14 protein-coding genes and 1 pseudogene are annotated in these 16,472 nt (G+C 70.9%); 4 read left to right on the top strand and 11 right to left on the bottom strand.

What is annotated here, in order from left to right; all coding sequences use genetic code 11:
- The first annotated feature begins 180 nt into the window (after nt 1–180).
- Nucleotides 181–1,470 carry a sensor histidine kinase gene (locus tag OHT61_RS28640; RefSeq protein ID WP_329042180.1) on the top strand — a complete coding sequence of 430 codons (1,290 nt, stop codon included), beginning with the start codon at nt 181–183 and terminating at the stop codon, nt 1,468–1,470.
- Entirely contained in the window at nt 1,467–2,147 is a 681-nt protein-coding gene (locus OHT61_RS28635; RefSeq protein WP_329042179.1) for a response regulator transcription factor, read from the top strand. Before OHT61_RS28640 ends, OHT61_RS28635 begins: the two co-directional genes overlap by 4 nt.
- A gap of 361 nt (nt 2,148–2,508) precedes the next feature.
- On the opposite strand, the gene OHT61_RS28630 is transcribed toward OHT61_RS28635, so the two are convergent.
- Complete coding sequence (locus tag OHT61_RS28630) at nt 2,509–3,276, bottom strand: hypothetical protein (protein WP_443049635.1); 768 nt, start codon at nt 3,274–3,276, stop codon at nt 2,509–2,511.
- A 262-nt stretch (nt 3,277–3,538) separates the two neighbouring features.
- Complete coding sequence (locus OHT61_RS28625; RefSeq protein ID WP_329042178.1) at nt 3,539–4,549, bottom strand: DUF6215 domain-containing protein; 1,011 nt, start codon at nt 4,547–4,549, stop codon at nt 3,539–3,541.
- A 431-nt stretch (nt 4,550–4,980) separates the two neighbouring features.
- On the opposite strand from OHT61_RS28625, the gene OHT61_RS28620 reads away from it, so the two are divergent.
- Complete coding sequence (locus tag OHT61_RS28620; RefSeq protein ID WP_329042177.1) at nt 4,981–5,532, top strand: GNAT family N-acetyltransferase; 552 nt, start codon at nt 4,981–4,983, stop codon at nt 5,530–5,532.
- A 320-nt stretch (nt 5,533–5,852) separates the two neighbouring features.
- Here the strand turns inward: OHT61_RS28620 and OHT61_RS28615 are convergent, their stop codons facing one another.
- The 3 genes from OHT61_RS28615 to OHT61_RS28605 all read right to left on the bottom strand — a co-directional run bounded on the left by OHT61_RS28615 (nt 5,853) and on the right by OHT61_RS28605 (nt 7,995).
- The gene (locus OHT61_RS28615; RefSeq protein WP_329042176.1) at nt 5,853–6,947 is read right to left on the bottom strand and encodes an adenylate/guanylate cyclase domain-containing protein; all 1,095 of its coding nucleotides are present in this window, start codon (nt 6,945–6,947) and stop codon (nt 5,853–5,855) included.
- Entirely contained in the window at nt 6,944–7,372 is a 429-nt protein-coding gene (locus tag OHT61_RS28610; protein ID WP_329043414.1) for a universal stress protein, read from the bottom strand. Before OHT61_RS28610 ends, OHT61_RS28615 begins: the two co-directional genes overlap by 4 nt.
- A gap of 215 nt (nt 7,373–7,587) precedes the next feature.
- Nucleotides 7,588–7,995, bottom strand: coding sequence for a PPOX class F420-dependent oxidoreductase (locus tag OHT61_RS28605; RefSeq protein WP_329042174.1), 408 nt, complete (start codon nt 7,993–7,995; stop codon nt 7,588–7,590).
- A gap of 498 nt (nt 7,996–8,493) precedes the next feature.
- On the opposite strand from OHT61_RS28605, the pseudogene OHT61_RS28600 reads away from it, so the two are divergent.
- Nucleotides 8,494–9,821, top strand: a pseudogene (locus OHT61_RS28600) (PP2C family protein-serine/threonine phosphatase).
- 76 nt (nt 9,822–9,897) lie between these two features.
- Here OHT61_RS28600 and OHT61_RS28595 read toward each other — a convergent pair.
- The 6 genes from OHT61_RS28595 to OHT61_RS28570 form a co-directional block, all read right to left on the bottom strand.
- Complete coding sequence (locus tag OHT61_RS28595; protein WP_329042173.1) at nt 9,898–10,968, bottom strand: glycoside hydrolase family 43 protein; 1,071 nt, start codon at nt 10,966–10,968, stop codon at nt 9,898–9,900.
- 359 nt (nt 10,969–11,327) lie between these two features.
- Nucleotides 11,328–12,062 carry a CBM35 domain-containing protein gene (locus OHT61_RS28590; protein WP_329042172.1) on the bottom strand — a complete coding sequence of 245 codons (735 nt, stop codon included), beginning with the start codon at nt 12,060–12,062 and terminating at the stop codon, nt 11,328–11,330.
- Entirely contained in the window at nt 12,029–12,946 is a 918-nt protein-coding gene (locus OHT61_RS28585) for a hypothetical protein (RefSeq protein WP_329042171.1), read from the bottom strand. Before OHT61_RS28585 ends, OHT61_RS28590 begins: the two co-directional genes overlap by 34 nt.
- A gap of 86 nt (nt 12,947–13,032) precedes the next feature.
- Nucleotides 13,033–15,417, bottom strand: coding sequence for an excinuclease ABC subunit UvrA (locus OHT61_RS28580; protein ID WP_329042170.1), 2,385 nt, complete (start codon nt 15,415–15,417; stop codon nt 13,033–13,035).
- Nucleotides 15,418–15,621: 204 nt separating this feature from the next.
- Nucleotides 15,622–16,038 carry a VOC family protein gene (locus tag OHT61_RS28575; RefSeq protein WP_329042169.1) on the bottom strand — a complete coding sequence of 139 codons (417 nt, stop codon included), beginning with the start codon at nt 16,036–16,038 and terminating at the stop codon, nt 15,622–15,624.
- A 10-nt stretch (nt 16,039–16,048) separates the two neighbouring features.
- The gene (locus OHT61_RS28570) at nt 16,049–16,468 is read right to left on the bottom strand and encodes a helix-turn-helix transcriptional regulator (protein ID WP_329042167.1); all 420 of its coding nucleotides are present in this window, start codon (nt 16,466–16,468) and stop codon (nt 16,049–16,051) included.
- Between the last annotated feature and the right edge of the window lie 4 nt (nt 16,469–16,472).

Genomic DNA, 16,472 nt, shown 5'->3' with positions numbered 1-16,472 from the left:
GAACGCTAGGAGCGGGCCCGGCGCGCGCGCGTCGCCCGCCCGGACCCTTTGGGGTACCGCGCTGGGACGAACGCCGGAAACGTCATCCCTGCGATGTAGGCGGGGGATGTATCCGGTCGGGCCGGAACAACCTCCGAGTCGGACGCCACGGATCCGGCCGACGGCGACAATGAGCCGGTGATGAACGCACGTACGACGCTGGTGCGGCTGCGGGAAGCAGCCCGCGAGAGGGTCCGCGACGCCAGGATTCCGAGCGGCCCACCGTTGCGGCCCACCCGGCGCGCCTGGCAGTTCGACGTGCTGGTGGCGCTGGTGGTCGGAATCGCCACCGTCCACTACGGCATCGACAACGTGGGCAACATCGTGCTGCGGGAGGTCGCACCCGGTGTGGAGGTGGCCGTCCCGCGCCCGTCCGGCCCGGGAGGCCTGGCTCTCATGGTGACGCTCGCGGCCGTCGCCTCCGGCGCCTTGGCGCTGCGCCGCCGCTTCCCCCTCGCCGTGCTGAGCGTGGTGACGGCCGCGACACTGGCGACACCCCACAGCGTGATGCGGCTGACGTTCTACGCGTTCGTCATCGCCGTATACAGCGCCGCCGTCCACAGTCCCTACCGGACGGCCACCCTCGTTGCGCTGCCGGTGTCGGTCCTCCTGGTCGGCACCTCGGGGAACTCGGTGACGCCGATCGTCCCCAACGAGTACATCGCCCTGCTGATTCTGGTCCCGATGGCCGGGGCCGCCATCGGCCTGCGCACCTGGAAACTCCGTACCGACGAAGGCCGCACCCGGCTCTCTGCCCTGGAGCACGAGCAGGGCGAGGTCCTTCGCCGGGCCGTCGAGCACGAGCGGGCCAGGATCGCCCGCGAACTGCACGACGTCGTCACGCACAACGTCAGCGTGATGGTCATCCAGGCGGGTGCCGCCCGCAAGATCATGATTACCTCCCCGGAGCAGGCAGGCGAGGCGCTGCTGGCCGTGGAGGCGGGCGGCCGGGCGGCCATGACCGAGCTACGCCACGTCATGGGCCTGCTCACCATGGACGACCGGGACGAGGGCACGGATGCGGACACGGAGGCCGCACTGGCCCCGCAGCCCGGCCTTGACCAGCTGGAGACGCTCGTGGGACGGGTACGGAACACCGGACTGCACGTCGACCTGACCGTGGCAGGTCCGCCCCGCTCCCTTCCCCCCGGCCTCGAACTCGCCGCTTACCGCGTGGTCCAGGAAGGCCTGACCAACACCGTGAAGCACGCGTCGGGCGCGACCGCTGCCGTCACCGTCGACTACGGCCCGCGTCAACTCCGGGTGGAAGTCACCGACACCGGCGGACACCCGGGCACGGGTTCCGGAAGCGGCCGGGGCCTGATCGGACTGCGCGAGCGCCTCGCCGTCTACGGCGGAACCCTGAACACCGGCCGGCGACTCACCGGCGGCTACCGTGTCGAAGCCCTGATTCCCTTGGAGACGCCGTGACCGAGCCGCTGCGTGTGGTTCTTGCCGACGACCAGACCCTGGTCCGCACCGGCTTCAGGATGATTCTCGGTGCCGACGGCATCGATGTCGTCGCCGAGGCGACCGACGGCCTCGAAGCGGTCGAAGCGGTCGAGCGCACCCGGCCCGATGTGGTTCTGATGGATGTCCGGATGCCCGCGATGGACGGTCTGGAGGCCACCCGCCGCATCCTGACCGGCGCTGCCGGCGAACCGCGCGTGATCATCCTGACCACCTTCGACCTCGACCGGTACGTCTACGCGGCGCTGTCCGCCGGAGCCAGCGGCTTCCTCCTCAAGGACGTCACCCCCGAGCAGTTGACCGCGGCTGTTCGTACAGCCCATACGGGCGACGCTCTCCTCGCTCCCGCCATCACCCGCCGTCTCGTGCAGCGGTTCACGCGGCGAGGCGGGGACACCGCCGCACTTCATCGCGACCTCGCGGCGCTGACCCCGCGTGAGCTGGAGGTCCTCGGCCTGCTGGCCCGAGGACTGAGCAACTCCGAACTCGCCGCCCGCCTCCATCTCGCCGAGTCGACCGTCAAGACGCACGTCGCCCGTATCCTCGGCAAGCTCGGACTCCGCGACCGTGTCCAGGCCGTCATCGTCGCCTACGAGACGGGACTGGTCAGTGTCGGCGAACGCGAGGCTGCCGAGTAGCCGCACCGGGAGGCCCGCCGAGTGGCCGAGGCTTGCGATCGGTCGCCGGAACCGGCATCTTCCGGTGTTTCATGCTTGAGCTGCGAAATCGGGCGTGCGCGGCGGTTGCCATGCCCAGCACCACCGGGCGCGCGGGGGCTCCCCGGCGGGCCGGGTCGTGGCTGCCGAGGCGAGCGGCACCCCGCGCCGGTCGATCGGTTGTCAGGTGGAGGCGGAACCGAACCGGGACGGGGAAGGCCCCTTCCCGGTTGCCGCCGGCCAGGCCCGGCACCGACCTCGCGCGCCGGAATCGCACGAACTGGTGCCGTCCCGGCGCGCGATCTGCCGCAGCGTGCTTCAGGGGGTGGTCCGGGCCTGCCGGTCAGCGCACGGCGACGTAGTCCCCGGTCGACGACTTCGCCCCGGAGGTGGAGTTCCCGTAGTACGTCCACCGCCACGTCCCCGGCCTGGTGGCCTTCACCGTGGTCTTGAGCGCTCCCGTGCTGCTCGACGTCGCCTTCTTGACCGTCGTGTACGAGGAGGCGCCCGCCGCCTTGAACTGCAGGCTGACCGTGCGCCCCGCGTACCCCTGGTACGTGTGGGTGTCCCAGTTCGCCCGTGTGACCCGACCGGTCACAGTGATCGTCTTCCCTGCTACCGCCGGCTCAGGCGACGCGTCGGCGGTCACGCGTGTAGCCCGCTTGACCTCCAACGGCATGCTCATGTCGTCGATGTCCTGGCTGTCACCGGGGAGAAAGACCCGTGCGGCGGTCTTCCAGGTGCCGGCGTCCTCGTTCCCGAAGTCAAGGTTCCGCGGGTCGATGTACAGCCATTCCTCGAAGTCGCAGACTCCCTTCGCCCTGTCCACGACCTTGCAGTCACTGGTGATGACGGCGCTGTGAAGAGTGTCCCCCGTGCCCGTCTTCCCCCGGTAGGGGAACACCGTCGGCCCGGAGCGGTACTTGAGCTTGGTCGTCATCCGGAAGACAGCGGGAACTTCGACCTCTTCCTGGACCCCGACGACGATCGGCTTCCCGCCGTTCACCGCGACCCGGGAGAAGGAGACACCGCCCTCCACCGCACCGGCCGGCACCGCCGCCACCCCTGTGAACACGATGGCCGATCCCACGGCCACCACCGCGCTCCGCATCGTCTTCCCCATCCTCGTCCTCTCCATGTTCGGGCCCGCCTTCTCCGCAGCCCGGACCTGGCGGCCCCGCCGTGCCGAAGGGCATCCTCGGCTGCTTCCTGTGTGACAGGGGAGGACGTCACACGGTTGTACGCAGCGCGGATGCAATGTGATCAAGACAGCGTCATGCCCGCTCGGATGACCGGCTGTCAGGCTCAGGCCCGGTGTTTCGGGCGTCGGCAGGTCTCGGACCGACGGACACCGCCACCACCTTGGACCTGACTCACGCCGTCCGCTCGGGGATCGCCGGGACGACCGTCTCGGCGATGCCGAGGAGTGCGCTGTCGTCCGGGAGGGCTCCCGAGTCGCTCCACACGGTGATGTCGCAATAGCCGCCCCGGTCCTTACCGTCGAGGGCGACGGTCAGGGTCCTGGCCAGGGGCCCTTGCTCGACGGGACCACTCCCCCTGCTGATGTCGATCTTCATGGTGTGATCCGAGGAGAGGACCGCGGGCCGGCCGAGGACCGAGAGCTTCTCGATGTCCGTCTCCTCCCCGAAGTCCATCAGCTTCACGTACTGGGCGATCGACAGCTTGTTGTACGTGACCGCGACGTTCACGGTGTAGGTGTCGAACTGGACCTTGGCCTCCGGCGCTGCGACCTTCCCGTCGGTCAGGGGGGCGGTGTTGCTGCCACTGGATGCCCCGGTCACGGTCTCGCCGGGCGTTCCGAGGAGCTGGGCGAGGCCGGGCCTGTTGAGCGCCTGGCACAGTTCTTCGCCGGTGACGGCCCCGGGCGTCTTCCTGTAGGCGCTCGGCAGCTTCTCGTCCTCCCCACTCGGACACGCGGCGGCTTGCGGCGTGCCGGCGTCGTCGGAGGGCACCAGGCTCGGGCCGAGCCACAGCGCGACCCCGAGCGCCGCGAACACGGCCACGGCCGCGAAGGCCTGCCCCCACGCGTTGGGTTCCTTCTGCGCGGCGGGCGGGGCGGGGTACCGACCCACTGGAGCCGGCTCCTGCAGCCGGGGCTGGGGCTGGGGCTGGGAAGCAGGCTCGGGTACTGCCGCTTCCGCGACGGCCGCCGGGCTCGGGTTCCGGCGTGCGCGCAGGGCTCTGACCACCGTGTGCACGCGGAGCGCGGTGGCCACCAGGAACACCGTGCCGATCCCGGCCGGCACCCATTCCTCGTCATGGACGGCGAGATACATGATGCGTACGCCGAAGACGGACCCGACCACGATGAACAGGGGCTCACGAACCCAGAAGGGCAGGAGACGGGGGAGGAGACCGAGCATGGGGCGATCTCACCAGGGCAAGATCACCTTGGCTGTGACGGAAGCCATAGTTCCGGCTCGGGACTCAACCGTGATGAAGCGACGACAACCCGCCCCGCTCGCTCACGACGACCGGCGACGCGACCGGGGACGGGACCGAGCGTTGAGCGGCGGGGCACCTGGTCGGCCGCGCTCACGCGTGTGACCGTCCGGGGATGCGAGGTCCGTTCCGGGTGACCCCCGGAGCGGATCTCACGGACGCGGGACGGTGCCCGCGCCGCCGGCACACCCGCCTGGATCGCAGGCCGGCCCGCGCGGGGGTGGGGTCCGGGACGACGCCCGGGCGTTCTCGTCGCCGCACAGGGACCCGAACGTCCCGACTACCGCTCGGTCCGCGCCACATCGCGGGTACGCCGGATGGTGTGTGAGGGGTGTGCGCTACGTTGCCCGGCATGAGCACACCAGGCCCCGTCCCCTGGCCGCCCGCCGCGAGGAGCACCGAGCGGCTCGTGATGCGCGCATCCGAGGCCCGCGACCGCGCGGGTTTCATCGAGTTGTTCGCCTCGCAGGAGGTGGGCGCGTACATCGGTGGGCCTCGGCCACGTGACGAACTGGAGCGCTCGGTGCCCGCGGTCCCCGGACGGCGCCCCGGCTGCTTCGTGGCCGCTCTCGACGGGGCGATGATCGGAATGGTCACGTTCGACCGCCGCGACGCGCAGCGTCCGGGCCACGTCCGTCCGGAGGGCGAGGAGCCCGAGCTCGGCTACATGTTCCTTCCGGACGCGTGGGGACGCGGCTACGCCTCCGAGGCGTGCACAGCCGCACTCGACTGGTTCGCCGCCGCCCTTCCCGACGAACCGTTGGTGCTTGCCACTCGATCGGCCAACGACCGCGCGCTGCGCCTCGCGGCGAAGCTGGGGTTCACCGAGGCGGAGCGGTTCGAGGAGTACGGCGCCGAGCAGTGGTTCGGCGTGTGGTCACGGGACGGACGCCTCCTGGGCTAGGCCCTCTGGCTTCGGTGACATTCCTGATCAGGGTCGCGACGACGGCCTCGTCGTGGCCGGGATCCGGTTCGAGACGGCCGACTTCGTCGGGTGGCAGCGGTCCCGTCGAGTTGCTGACGTCCATCGTCGCGATCACGCCTCCGACCCGTACGACGGTCCAGCGATCCCGGAGCGCCATCGTGCTGCAGTTCGGCAGGCGGGCCGGGGACCGGTCGGAGACGGGCTGTGGACCCGGCGATTCGACCAGCTCGCCGATCGCCGGCGCACCGGAACCGTTCTGGCCTGCCTGATCCTCCGGCCACGCGAACCGAACCAGCTGATCACTTGTCAGGCATGCCCTGGCGGGCCGGCGCCGGCCTCAGCAGCACCGGGCGCAGCCTGCTGTACCCGCGTACCGAGACGGGGCGGAGTCCCTTGAGCGCGTACTCCGTCATCCCGGCGAGTTCACCGGCGAACGCGGTGTCCACCAGCACCGTGCCGGGGCGGGCCACCGCGGTCAGGCGGGCCGCGACGTTCACCGCCGCGCCGTACACGTCGCCGTAGCGGCCGAGGACGGCGCCGTGCGCCAGTCCGGTCCGCATCTGCGGCAGGCCCGGTTCGGCCGTGGCGCGCGCGGTGAGTTCCAGGGCGATGTCGGCGGCCGTGGAGGCGGACTCGCAGACGAACAGCACCTCGTCGCCGATGGTCTTCACGACCCGGCCGTGCCCTTCGGCGACCACATCACCCGTCAGGCTCTCGAAGCGGTCGAGAACCCGGACGAGTGCGCTGCTGTCCAGCCCTCGGGTCATGCGCGTGTAGCCGACCATGTCCGTGAAGCCCACCGCCCGGTCGCGCACATCGGCGTCCTCGTGGGACGGTGCCGGCCGGGCCTCCCCCGGCCCAGCCGGTCCGGGACCCCGATGTCCCACCGAGGCGTCGTCCCCCTCCGCCTCGAGCACCTGCCCCGCGTACGCCGCGAGGTGCCGGCGCCACACATGCCGTTGCAGCAGTTCCAGCTCCGGCAGCAGCTGCCCGGCGCGTTCCAGCCACGCGCTCCCGTCGGCGGGGTCGCCGGCGCCACGGTTCACCCACGACCGAAGGGCGAAGACCTGCCATTCGGCGAGCCGGGACAGGTGGTGTCCGAGAGCGCGCGCCATCATCGTCTCGCTGTCCTCGGTGATCAGTCCCGCCTCGATGAGCCGCTCTCCCGCCCGCAGCGCGTCGACGTCGGCGTCCGTGAACACCCTCGCGTCGTCGTCGACCACGGGGAAGCCGAGAGCGCGCCAGATCTGCACCGTGCGGCCGGGCCCGACCCCGGACCGCTCGACGATGTCCCGCCTCGTCCAGACACGGCCGCCGCCGAGCAGGACCTTCTCCACGGTCAGGTGCGGTTCGCCGGGGGCGGAGGAGGCGGTTATGTCCTCCGGCGCACTCATGTGGTGTGCACGATCAGCACGTCGAGGCCCGCTTTCCTGGCGATGTCGGCGGGTACCGAGCCGAGGATGCGCCCCGCGAGGGAGCGCAGTCCGCGGTTGCCGACGACGAGGAGATCGGCCGAGGTCTCCCGGGCCGTCCGCACGAGGGCGGCGACCGGCTCGTCCTGCACCGCGACCGACCGCACCGTCGTCGCACCCTGGGCCCGGGCCCGGTCCCTGGCGGTGCGCAGGGTGTCCTCGGCGGGCGCCGAGCCCACTACTTGGTACGCCTCGGATCCCAGCTGGTCCTGAGCCACGGCCAGTTCGGTTCCCCGCATGGGCATGTAAGCACAGGCGATGACGAGTTCGGCCTCGCACACGGCGGCGAGCCGGGCCGCGCGCTCGACCGCCGCGAACGACGACTCCGATCCGTCCGTGCCGACCATGACAGTCCGATAGGCCACCGGAACAACCTCCTTACCAGAAAGTAAACTTACTTAAAAGTAAGGTAGAGCGCGGCCGACTCCCCGGGCAAGAGGGCAGGATGCACGCCGCGCGTTGCGCCACCGGTACGACGACGGCGCCGCTCCCTCACCCACGGGACGGGAGCGGCGCCGGCCGGCCACACGTGGGCGCGATGTCGCACGCGCCGCCGTTGGCGTCAGATCGAGCCCACCACCTTGCGCGGGGTGATGCGGACGACGACCCGCTCGGCGTCCTCGTGCGAGTTCGGGTTGAAGTCGGCGTAGGCCTTGCCCGTGTACTTCCGCGAGAGCACGTCGATCAGCTCCTGGCCGCCCTCGGTGGCCAGCACGGCCGACCCGCGCACCTCGGCGTACGTGTAGGGCGCGTTCGGCGGGTTGATCATCACGCTGACCCGGGGGTCGGCGCGCAGGTTCCTCTCCTTCCGGCGGCCGACCGTCGTGGACACCAGCAGGTCGTCCCCGTCCCGGCCGAGCCAGGTGACCGACAGCTGAGGACTGCCGTCCGGCTGGATCGTGGCCAGGGTGGCGAAGACCGGGGTGTCGTCGATGAGCTTCTTGAGGTCGTCTGAGAGTCCGGTGGGCACGGGCGGTTCCTTTCCTCGGCTGACTGCTGCTGTCCCCGTACCGACTGCCCGGCACGAGGGATCAGCAACGGACAGCCTGCAAAGTCGCGGCTTCCCGCGGCAAATCTCCGCCCGCGCCGTCACGGCGCCGCTCCATGGGCCCGAAGCGCACCGGCGCCGGAACATGGGCGGCCCCGGGCGCCCTCCGCACAGGAACAGGGCCGACGAGCTTCACCCGTCCGGCCGTACCCGCGCCACGGCCGGCGCTGCCCGTGCGCAGGCGGGCCGGCACCGGCGGCGAGGCCCGGCGGCCCGCCTCCCCATCGACAGGGCCGGCACCCGCACACACGTACGATGGGGCCGCGTGCCCTCCGACTCCCCGGAGCGGAGGAGACAACGCGGTGACGCCTGTGCGGCGTCACCGGGGCACGTCGGCCACCCGTGCGCGGGCGTGACCGCAGGTGCGCGCCGTGATCGGCTTCGCCGGCTCGGGAGAGCAGATCGTGGAGGGGCGGGGCAATGGCGGCAGTGATGGAGTTCGCGGGCGGACTGCGTGCGGACGGACTGCCGGCAGCCCTGTCCGATCCGTTCCGGCTGATGGCGGTGGAGGCCACCGGCCTGCTGGACACGGGCCCGGAGGACGTCTTCGAGGACCTGGCCGCGCTCGCGGCGCGGATCACCGGAGCCGGTCGGGCCTTCGTCACCCTGGTCGACGCCGACCGCTCGTTCTGGAAGTCCTGCGTCGGCGTGGACCTCACGGACGTGGCCGACCGGCAGAACCCCGTGCACGAGAGCTTCTGCTGCTACCTGGTCGGCTTGGCCGGCGAGCCATTCGTCGTCGACGACGCGGCCGCCGCCCCCGTACGCGCGATCACCCCTCGGTCGCACCGATGGAGATCGGCGCCTGGGCCGGGTATCCGCTGCGGGGTCCCGGTGGCGAAGTCCTCGGCAGCTTCTGCGTCATCGACGACGCCCCCCGCACCTGGTCGGCCTCGGACCTGACCACACTCGCGACCCTGGCCCGCTCGGTGTCCGCCGAGATCCACCTGCGCCAGTCGCTGGCCGCCTCGCAGAAGGCCCACCGGGTCTCCGCCGATCTCGCGCACACCCTCCAGCAGGGCATGCTCCCTCCCGCGCTGCGCCCCGTTCCGGGGCTCGAGACCGCGGCCGCCTATCTCCCCGCCTCCCAGAGTGCCGGGGAGCACGTCGAGGTGGGGGGCGACTTCTACGACCTCTTCCGCACCCGCGGTGCCCACTTCGGAGCCGTGCTGGGCGACGTGTGCGGCAAGGGTGTCGAGGCCGCGCAGGTGACGGCGATGGCCAGATACACCGTGCGCGCGGACGCCGACGCCCACGCGTCACCGGCCGGACTCCTGCGACGGCTGAACACCGCCATGCGGGAGCAGAAAGCGGAGCGCTTCCTCACTGCCGTCTACACCACCTTCCGTCTCACCCCCGCCGGTCTCGCGGGACGGCTCGCGCTGGCGGGTCATCCGCCCGCTCTCGTACGCCGCGCGGACGGACGTGTCGTGCAGCTCGGCACTCCCGGTTCCCTCCTGGGCGTCCTCGACGAACTGTCCCTGACCGACGTCCGCTTCCGCCTGGCACCCGGCGACCTGCTGCTCCTGTACACCGACGGCGCCTGCGAGGCCCGTCCGCCGCGCGTGGCCGGGCCGGCGCAGCCGATGTTCGACGACGCCGACCTCGCCCGGACGCTTGCCGGCACGCACGGCCTGGATGCCGGTGCCACCGTGGACAGGCTCACCGCGGCGCTGGCCGCCCATCACGGCGGCTGGGCCAGCGACGACACCGCGTTTCTCGCGCTGCGCGTGCCGGCCCGCCCCTGACCCGTACGGCCGGGGGCCGAAGCGCGGCCGGCGGACCGGGACTCCTCCGGCCGGCCCGCCCGGGAGACCCGTCCTCTCATTCGAAGAACTTGAGGCTCCAGCCGGTGTTCGTGTTCGGTCCGGGGACGTTGGCCCGGCTGTAGGTGGTGTTGCCCCACCAGGCGAACGTGCCGGTGTACCAGTAGCGGTTCTCCCAGGTGTACGGGGTCCCCTTCGGCACCGCGTGGAACATGGACGGGAACTTCGGGCCGGCGGGCGGGCTCGTGTCGATGTCACCGTTGAGCAGGACGAAGCTGTGATGCCCGGGGCCGTTGACGTGCAGGGTGGGGTCCCAGCCGGCCATCATCGTCGCGCGGTTGGAGCCGAACAGGCATCCGTTGGACTTGTACCAGTCCCAGACGTATGCCGGGTCCCCTCCCGCCCGCAGCCGCAGATCGGCCAGGCAGTACTGGTCGCTCCAGCTGCCGTTGGCGGAGTAGACGATGTGCAGTCGGCCGTCGGGGTCCTTGACGGGCTCGGGGCCCTCGTTGATGAACGGATTGCCGACGACCCTCTCCCAGCTCTCGCGCGGCTGCGAGATGACGGAGCGCCCACCCGTCGGCGTCGTCGGGCTGCTCATGCGCGCGACGTAGAGATTCTGCTCGACGTTCGTGTCACCGGCCCACCCGGACCAGACGAACCAGCGCTGGCCGTTGAAGGTGAACAGGCTCCCGTCGATGGCCCATTTGTCGTCGGGCAGCGCCAGTTTCGTCTCGGCGGTGTAGCCGCTGTCGGGGGCACCGGAGCTGATCACGTACATCCGGTGGGCGGATCCCCGGCCGGCCGAGAAGTAGACGTAGTAGCGACCGCCGTCGACCACGATCTCCGGCGCCCAGACCTCGCCGAGGTTGCGCGTGTCCGACCAGACCTGCCGCGCGGGGGCCGAGGCGAGCCCCCCGGTGGACGACGCCTGCCGTACGGCGATGCCGCCCCCGGTCGACTGCACCGAGACGTAGGTGCCGCCCACCCTGAGGACACTCGGATCGGCGGCCCGGAGACCGGTCTGGTCGGCACGCGCCGGTTCGGCGGACGACACGGACATCACGGTGGCGGCGACGGCCGACAGCGCGAGTGCCGTGACGCCGGAGAGAAAGCGGGAGAGTTTCATGGCCTCGTTCCCTGGTTGGCGGCCGCCTCATGGGCGCCGGGCGGACTCCCGCCCCAGGAGCCGGGGGCGGCGTCCGGGCAGGACGTGCCGGGGTCGGGACGGGACGCCGTCAGACGCGACACCGTGCCGACCCCGACTTTTACATCGATGGAAGAGTGCGGTATCAGCATCGAGATTAGTTCTGAGCATGTCAATATCTGCGACGCCACGCGCCCGCCCCCGACTGTTCACGAGGCTGCGCACGAGGCCACGTCCACGCTCGTGCGACACCACGCCCTGTCGCGCGAGCCGGCCGGGCGGGGGCAACCGCTCCCCTCGCCCGGCTCGTCGAACCGGTTGCCCGAACACCTGAAACGACGTCAGGCAGCGCGCAGTGCTGCCCAGTCGAGCTCGGCGTAGCCCTGCCCCCGCGAGAGTCGCACGTGGTTCGTGCCCTCGCGCAGGGTGACCCGCACCGTGGCGACCTTCGCCACGGCGTCCTGCTCTGCGGTGCCGAGCCACGCCCCGGTCGTCGGGTAGTCGATGCGCCCGGCCTCGGTACCGTCGACGGTGACGACGTGGTCGGCGGCGCCCGCCAGGCTGTTGGCGTATCCGACGTCCAGCAGATACGCCCCCGCCCTGGGCGCGTCGACCGAGAACTCCACCGCGCTGGTGGGGCGGTCGATCCCTCCCACGTAGCCGCGCCCGGAGGCGAGGGCCGTGTCGCTTCCCAGATGGGACACGGTGTTGGTACCCCTCACGGCCTCGGCCTCGTACTTGCCGGCGTACACGGCGGGCGCCGAGACGGGCTGGACCGTGATCCGGTAGCCGTTGAGGCGCTCCATCCGGCGGATCGGTACGGTCAGGTGGCCTCCTCCGTCCAGGGTGAGCACCTTGTCGTAGACGTTGTACGGGGCGCTCCGCGGATCGCCCGCGCGGTCCGCCCTGCGGTCGGCCGCGAGCGGGTCCGTGGTCCACAGGGCGCAGTCGACCCGCACTCTGACCTGCGGCCCGAGGCCACGGGCCGCGAGCCCGAGCTGCCCCACGTCGACGTCACCGTCTTCCCCGCCCGCCAGGAACGTCACCGTGCGCGCGGCCGGGTCCCACGAGGCCACGCCGTCGGACGCCTGGTAGTGGCGGGTGTCCCAGCGGCTGACCGCGAGCTGAGCCCCCGCATCTCGCGGAACCAGTTCATGGTGAACCAGCCACCGTTGGGCCGCAGCCCGTCCGAGGTACGGCGCAGGGTGTTCCCGAGCAGCCCGGGATTGGTGTAGGTGCCCATGGCCGCGAAGTCGACCCCGTAGCGGGCGAACTCGGCCCAGTGCTTGATCATGATGCCCGGCACCCCTTCGAACTCCCCGTTGCCCGGGCCGTACTCCTCGATCATCACAGGTCGCGGGGAGATTCCGACCTCCTTCGCCAGCGGCCTGTAGTAGCGGGTCAGGGACTCCGGCACGTCACCGGGACTGGGGCCCAGGCTGTGCCACTCGATGATGTCCGGCAGCGTCCCCGTGTTCTTCGCGTTGACGAGGAAGGCGCGCATCCGGGGCTGCCGGTCCGCGGCCTCCCAGGGGTTGTAGTGCTCGTAGTCGGTACCCATGACCTTCACCGACGGGTCGATGGCACGGATCCGCCGGACGGTCTCCGTCCACAGCCACTCGACCTTGGCATCGTAGGTGCCACCGGGCACGCGGGGGTCGGTCATGAACGGGCTGCCGGCCTGCGGGCCGAGCTTGTTGTCGGGTTCGTTGAGCGGGGCGACGGAGTGCAGGACGTCCTTGTACTTCTGGATGGAGCGGGTGGCGCTGTCGACCTTGCCCATCCAGTCGTCGACGCCCTTCCAGACGTACGGCCAGCCGCCCATGAGGTTGTTGTAGCGGGCGACCATCTTCACGCCCGTGCCGCGCAGTTTCGCGGCGACCGATTCGGTCGAGCTGGAATAGGCGGTGTCGCCGTCCCGGCTCTGGTGCGGGGAGAGCAGCACCTGCGAATGGCCCATGTGTGTCGGGGGTCCGGGACCGTACGGTCCCGGACCCCTCGGCAGGTCGCGGCCGTGCCTCGGCACGGTGCGGCCCGGCTCGGCCGTCAGGCCTTCACATAGGCCGCGAGGTGCTCGCCGGTCAGGGTGGAGCGTTCGGCGGCCAGGTCGGCCGGGGTGCCCTCGAAGACGATCCGCCCGCCGTCGTGTCCGGCCCCGGGGCCCAGGTCGATGATCCAGTCGGCGTGGGCCATCACCGCTTGGTGGTGCTCGACCACGATGACCGACTTCCCGGAGTCGACGAGCCGGTCGAGGAGACCGAGCAACTGCTCGACGTCGGCGAGGTGGAGGCCGGTGGTGGGTTCGTCGAGGACGTACACGCCGCCCTTGTCGCCCATGTGCGTCGCCAGCTTGAGCCGCTGGCGCTCGCCGCCGGACAGCGTGGTGAGCGGCTGGCCGAGGCGGAGGTATCCGAGTCCGACGTCCGCGAGTCTGCCGAGGATACGGTGGGCGGCCGGGGTGTGGGCGTCCCCCGCCCCGAAGAATTCGGCCGCCTCGGCGACCGACATCGCGAGCACCTCGCTGATGTCACGTCCGCCGAGGTGGTAGTCGAGCACCGACGCCTGGAACCGCTTGCCCTCGCACTCCTCGCAGACGGTGGCCACACCGGCCATCATCGCGAGGTCGGTGTAGGTGACCCCGGCCCCGTTGCACGTGGGGCAGGCCCCCTCCGAGTTGGCGCTGAACAACGCCGGCTTGACGCCGTTGACCTTGGCGAACGCCTTGCGGATCGGGTCGAGGAGTCCGGTGTACGTCGCCGGGTTGCTCCGCCTCGATCCCTTGATCGGGCTCTGGTCGACGGACACGACGTCCTCCCCCGCCGGGATGGACCCGTGCACGAGGGAGCTCTTTCCCGAGCCGGCCACGCCTGTGACGACGACCAGCACGCCCAGGGGGATGTCGACGTCGACGTCCTGGAGGTTGTGGGCCGTCGCGCCGCGGATCTCCAGTGCGCCGGTGGGCTTGCGTACCGTCTCCTTGAGGGCGGACCGGTCGTCGAAGTGACGGCCGGTGACGGTGTCCCCTGCGCGCAGTTCCTCGACAGTCCCCTCGAAGCAGATGGTGCCGCCCTGCGAACCGGCACCGGGACCGAGGTCGACGACATGGTCGGCGATCGCGATCGTCTCCGGCTTGTGCTCCACGACCAGGACCGTGTTGCCCTTGTCCCTCAGGCGCAGGAGCAGGTTGTTCATCCGCTGGATGTCGTGGGGGTGCAGCCCGATGGTGGGTTCGTCGAAGACGTAGGTGACGTCGGTGAGCGAGGACCCGAGGTGACGGATCATCTTGACGCGCTGCGCCTCGCCGCCCGACAGCGTGCCCGCCGGCCGGTCGAGCGAGAGGTAGCCGAGCCCGATCTCCACGAAGGAGTCGAGGGTCCGGATCAGCGCGGCGAGCAGGGGAGCCACCGACGGGTCGTCCAGGCCGCGGACCCACTCCGCCAGGTCGCTGATCTGCATGGCGCACGCGTCGGCGATGCTGATCCGCTCGATCTTCGACGACCGGGCTCCCTCGCTGAGCCGTGTCCCGTCGCACTCCGGGCAGGTGGTGAACGTGACCGCCCTCTCCACGAACGCGCGGATGTGCGGCTGCATCGCTTCCTTGTCCTTGGACAGGAACGACTTCTGGATCTTGGGGATGAGCCCTTCGTAGGTGAGGTTGACCCCTTCGACCTTCACCTTGACCGGCTCGTGGTGGAGGAAGTCGTGCATCTCCTTCTTCGTGAACCTGCGGATCGGCTTGTCCGGGTCGAGGAGGCCCGACTCGGCGTAGACCCGTACGGTCCAGAAGCTGTCCGACTTCCAGCCGGGGATGGTGAAGGCACCGTCGGCGAGCGACTTCGAGTCGTCGTAGAGCTGGCTCAGGTCGATGTCGGAGACCGTGCCCCGGCCCTCGCAGCGTGGGCACATGCCGCCGGTCCGGTTGAAGGTCGCCTTCACGGCCTTCTTCGCCCCGCGTTCGACGGTGATCGCACCGCTCGCCCGGACCGACGGGACGTTGAAGGCGTAGGCGCTGGGCGGTCCGATGTGCGGCTTGCCGAGACGGCTGAAGAGGATGCGCAGCATCGCGTTGGCGTCCGTCGCGGTGCCGACCGTGGAGCGGGGGTCCGCGCCCATCCGCTGCTGGTCGACGGTGATCGCGGTCGTCAGTCCGTCCAGCACATCGACGTCGGGGCGTCCGAGCGTCGGCATGAAACCCTGCACGAAGGCGCTGTAGGTCTCGTTGATCAGCCGCTGCGACTCGGCGGCGATGGTGCCGAACACCAGGGAGCTCTTACCGGACCCGGAGACCCCGGTGAAGACCGTCAGCCGCCGCTTCGGGAGGTCGACGCTGACGTCCTGGAGGTTGTTCACCCGCGCGCCGTGCACACGGATCAGATCGTGGCTGTCGGCGGCGTCCAGCTCGGGCGCGGGCGTGCCCGTCCTCTTGGCCATGCTCTTCCTGTCTCCATCCGTCACGCGGGCCGTGGCAACGGCCTCCGCAGGTATTGCCCCGTCCCCGGCGCGAGGCCCTCGCACCGGGGACGGCAGGTCCGATTGTGCGCGTCCCCTTCCCGGGACGGCCGGAGTGCGCGGGGGCGCAGGCCGGGTCCGTTCAGGCCCGGCAGCGTAGCGTCCGCCCCCTCGCGGGGCCAGGGATCACCGCTCGCGGGGCTGGTTGAAGCGCAGCATGTTGCCCGCGGGGTCGCGGAAGGCGCAGTCGCGGACGCCGTACGGCTGGTCGATCGGTTCCTGGAGCACGTCGGCGCCGGCGGCGCGGATCCGCTCGAAAGTGGCGTCGACGTCGTCGGTGCTGAAGATGACACCGCGGAGCAGGCCCTTGGCCAGGAGTTCCGCCATGACCTCCTTGTCGGCGGCCGACGCGTTGGGGTCCGCGAGCGGCGGCTCGAGGACGATCTCGACGCCGGGCTGGGACGGCGGGCCGACGGTCACCCAGCGCATTCCCTCGAACCCGACGTCGTTGCGCACCTCCAGGCCGAGAACGTCCCGGTAGAAGGCGAGTGCCTTGTCGTGGTCGTCGACGGCGATGAAGCACTGCGAGAGCTTGATGTCCATGCACGTCACGCTACGGGCGGGGGTCGGGTATTGCTTCTCCATTCCTGACCGGTCGCGTGTGGATCTTGGCGACGCAGGCCGGGATGGCGGCGCCGTCGACGTGGTCGCGCGCCCGGTAGGCGCTGGGGCTCTCGCCGACGAGTTCGGTGAACCGGGAGCTGAACGATCCCAGCGACGTACATCCGACCGCGAAGCAGACGTCCGTCACCGACAGGTCGCCCCGCCGGAGCAGCGCTTTGGCCCGCTCGATCCTGCGCGTCATCAGGTAGCTGTACGGCGTCTCCCCGTAGGCGGCCCGGAAGCTGCGGGAGAAGTGTCCGGGCGACATCAGTGCCGTGCGCGCGAGGGCGGGCACGTCCAGTGGGTCCGCGTAGTCACGGTCCATCCGGTCACGGGCCCGGCGGAGCCGGACGAGGTCCTCCAGGTTCACCCGC

Origin of the sequence: Streptomyces sp. NBC_00178 (genome assembly GCF_036206005.1) — a bacterium.
In the GTDB taxonomy this organism is placed as follows: domain Bacteria; phylum Actinomycetota; class Actinomycetes; order Streptomycetales; family Streptomycetaceae; genus Streptomyces.
The sequence above is the reverse complement of the archived record's forward strand: the minus strand, read 5'-3'. Positions and strand labels throughout refer to the sequence as shown.

Bases quoted from the DNA above. Each gene is read 5' to 3' on its own strand.
- OHT61_RS28640 (WP_329042180.1), top strand. From the start codon at position 181: ATGAACGCACGTACGACGCTGGTGCGGCTGCGGGAAGCAGCCCGCGAG.
- OHT61_RS28630 (WP_443049635.1), bottom strand. From the start codon at position 3,276: ATGCGGAGCGCGGTGGTGGCCGTGGGATCGGCCATCGTGTTCACAGGG.
- OHT61_RS28625 (WP_329042178.1), bottom strand. From the start codon at position 4,549: ATGCTCGGTCTCCTCCCCCGTCTCCTGCCCTTCTGGGTTCGTGAGCCC.
- OHT61_RS28620 (WP_329042177.1), top strand. From the start codon at position 4,981: ATGAGCACACCAGGCCCCGTCCCCTGGCCGCCCGCCGCGAGGAGCACC.
- OHT61_RS28615 (WP_329042176.1), bottom strand. From the start codon at position 6,947: ATGAGTGCGCCGGAGGACATAACCGCCTCCTCCGCCCCCGGCGAACCG.
- OHT61_RS28610 (WP_329043414.1), bottom strand. From the start codon at position 7,372: ATGGTCGGCACGGACGGATCGGAGTCGTCGTTCGCGGCGGTCGAGCGC.
- OHT61_RS28595 (WP_329042173.1), bottom strand. From the start codon at position 10,968: ATGAAACTCTCCCGCTTTCTCTCCGGCGTCACGGCACTCGCGCTGTCG.
- OHT61_RS28585 (WP_329042171.1), bottom strand. From the start codon at position 12,946: ATGGGCCATTCGCAGGTGCTGCTCTCCCCGCACCAGAGCCGGGACGGC.
- OHT61_RS28580 (WP_329042170.1), bottom strand. From the start codon at position 15,417: ATGGCCAAGAGGACGGGCACGCCCGCGCCCGAGCTGGACGCCGCCGAC.
- OHT61_RS28575 (WP_329042169.1), bottom strand. From the start codon at position 16,038: ATGGACATCAAGCTCTCGCAGTGCTTCATCGCCGTCGACGACCACGAC.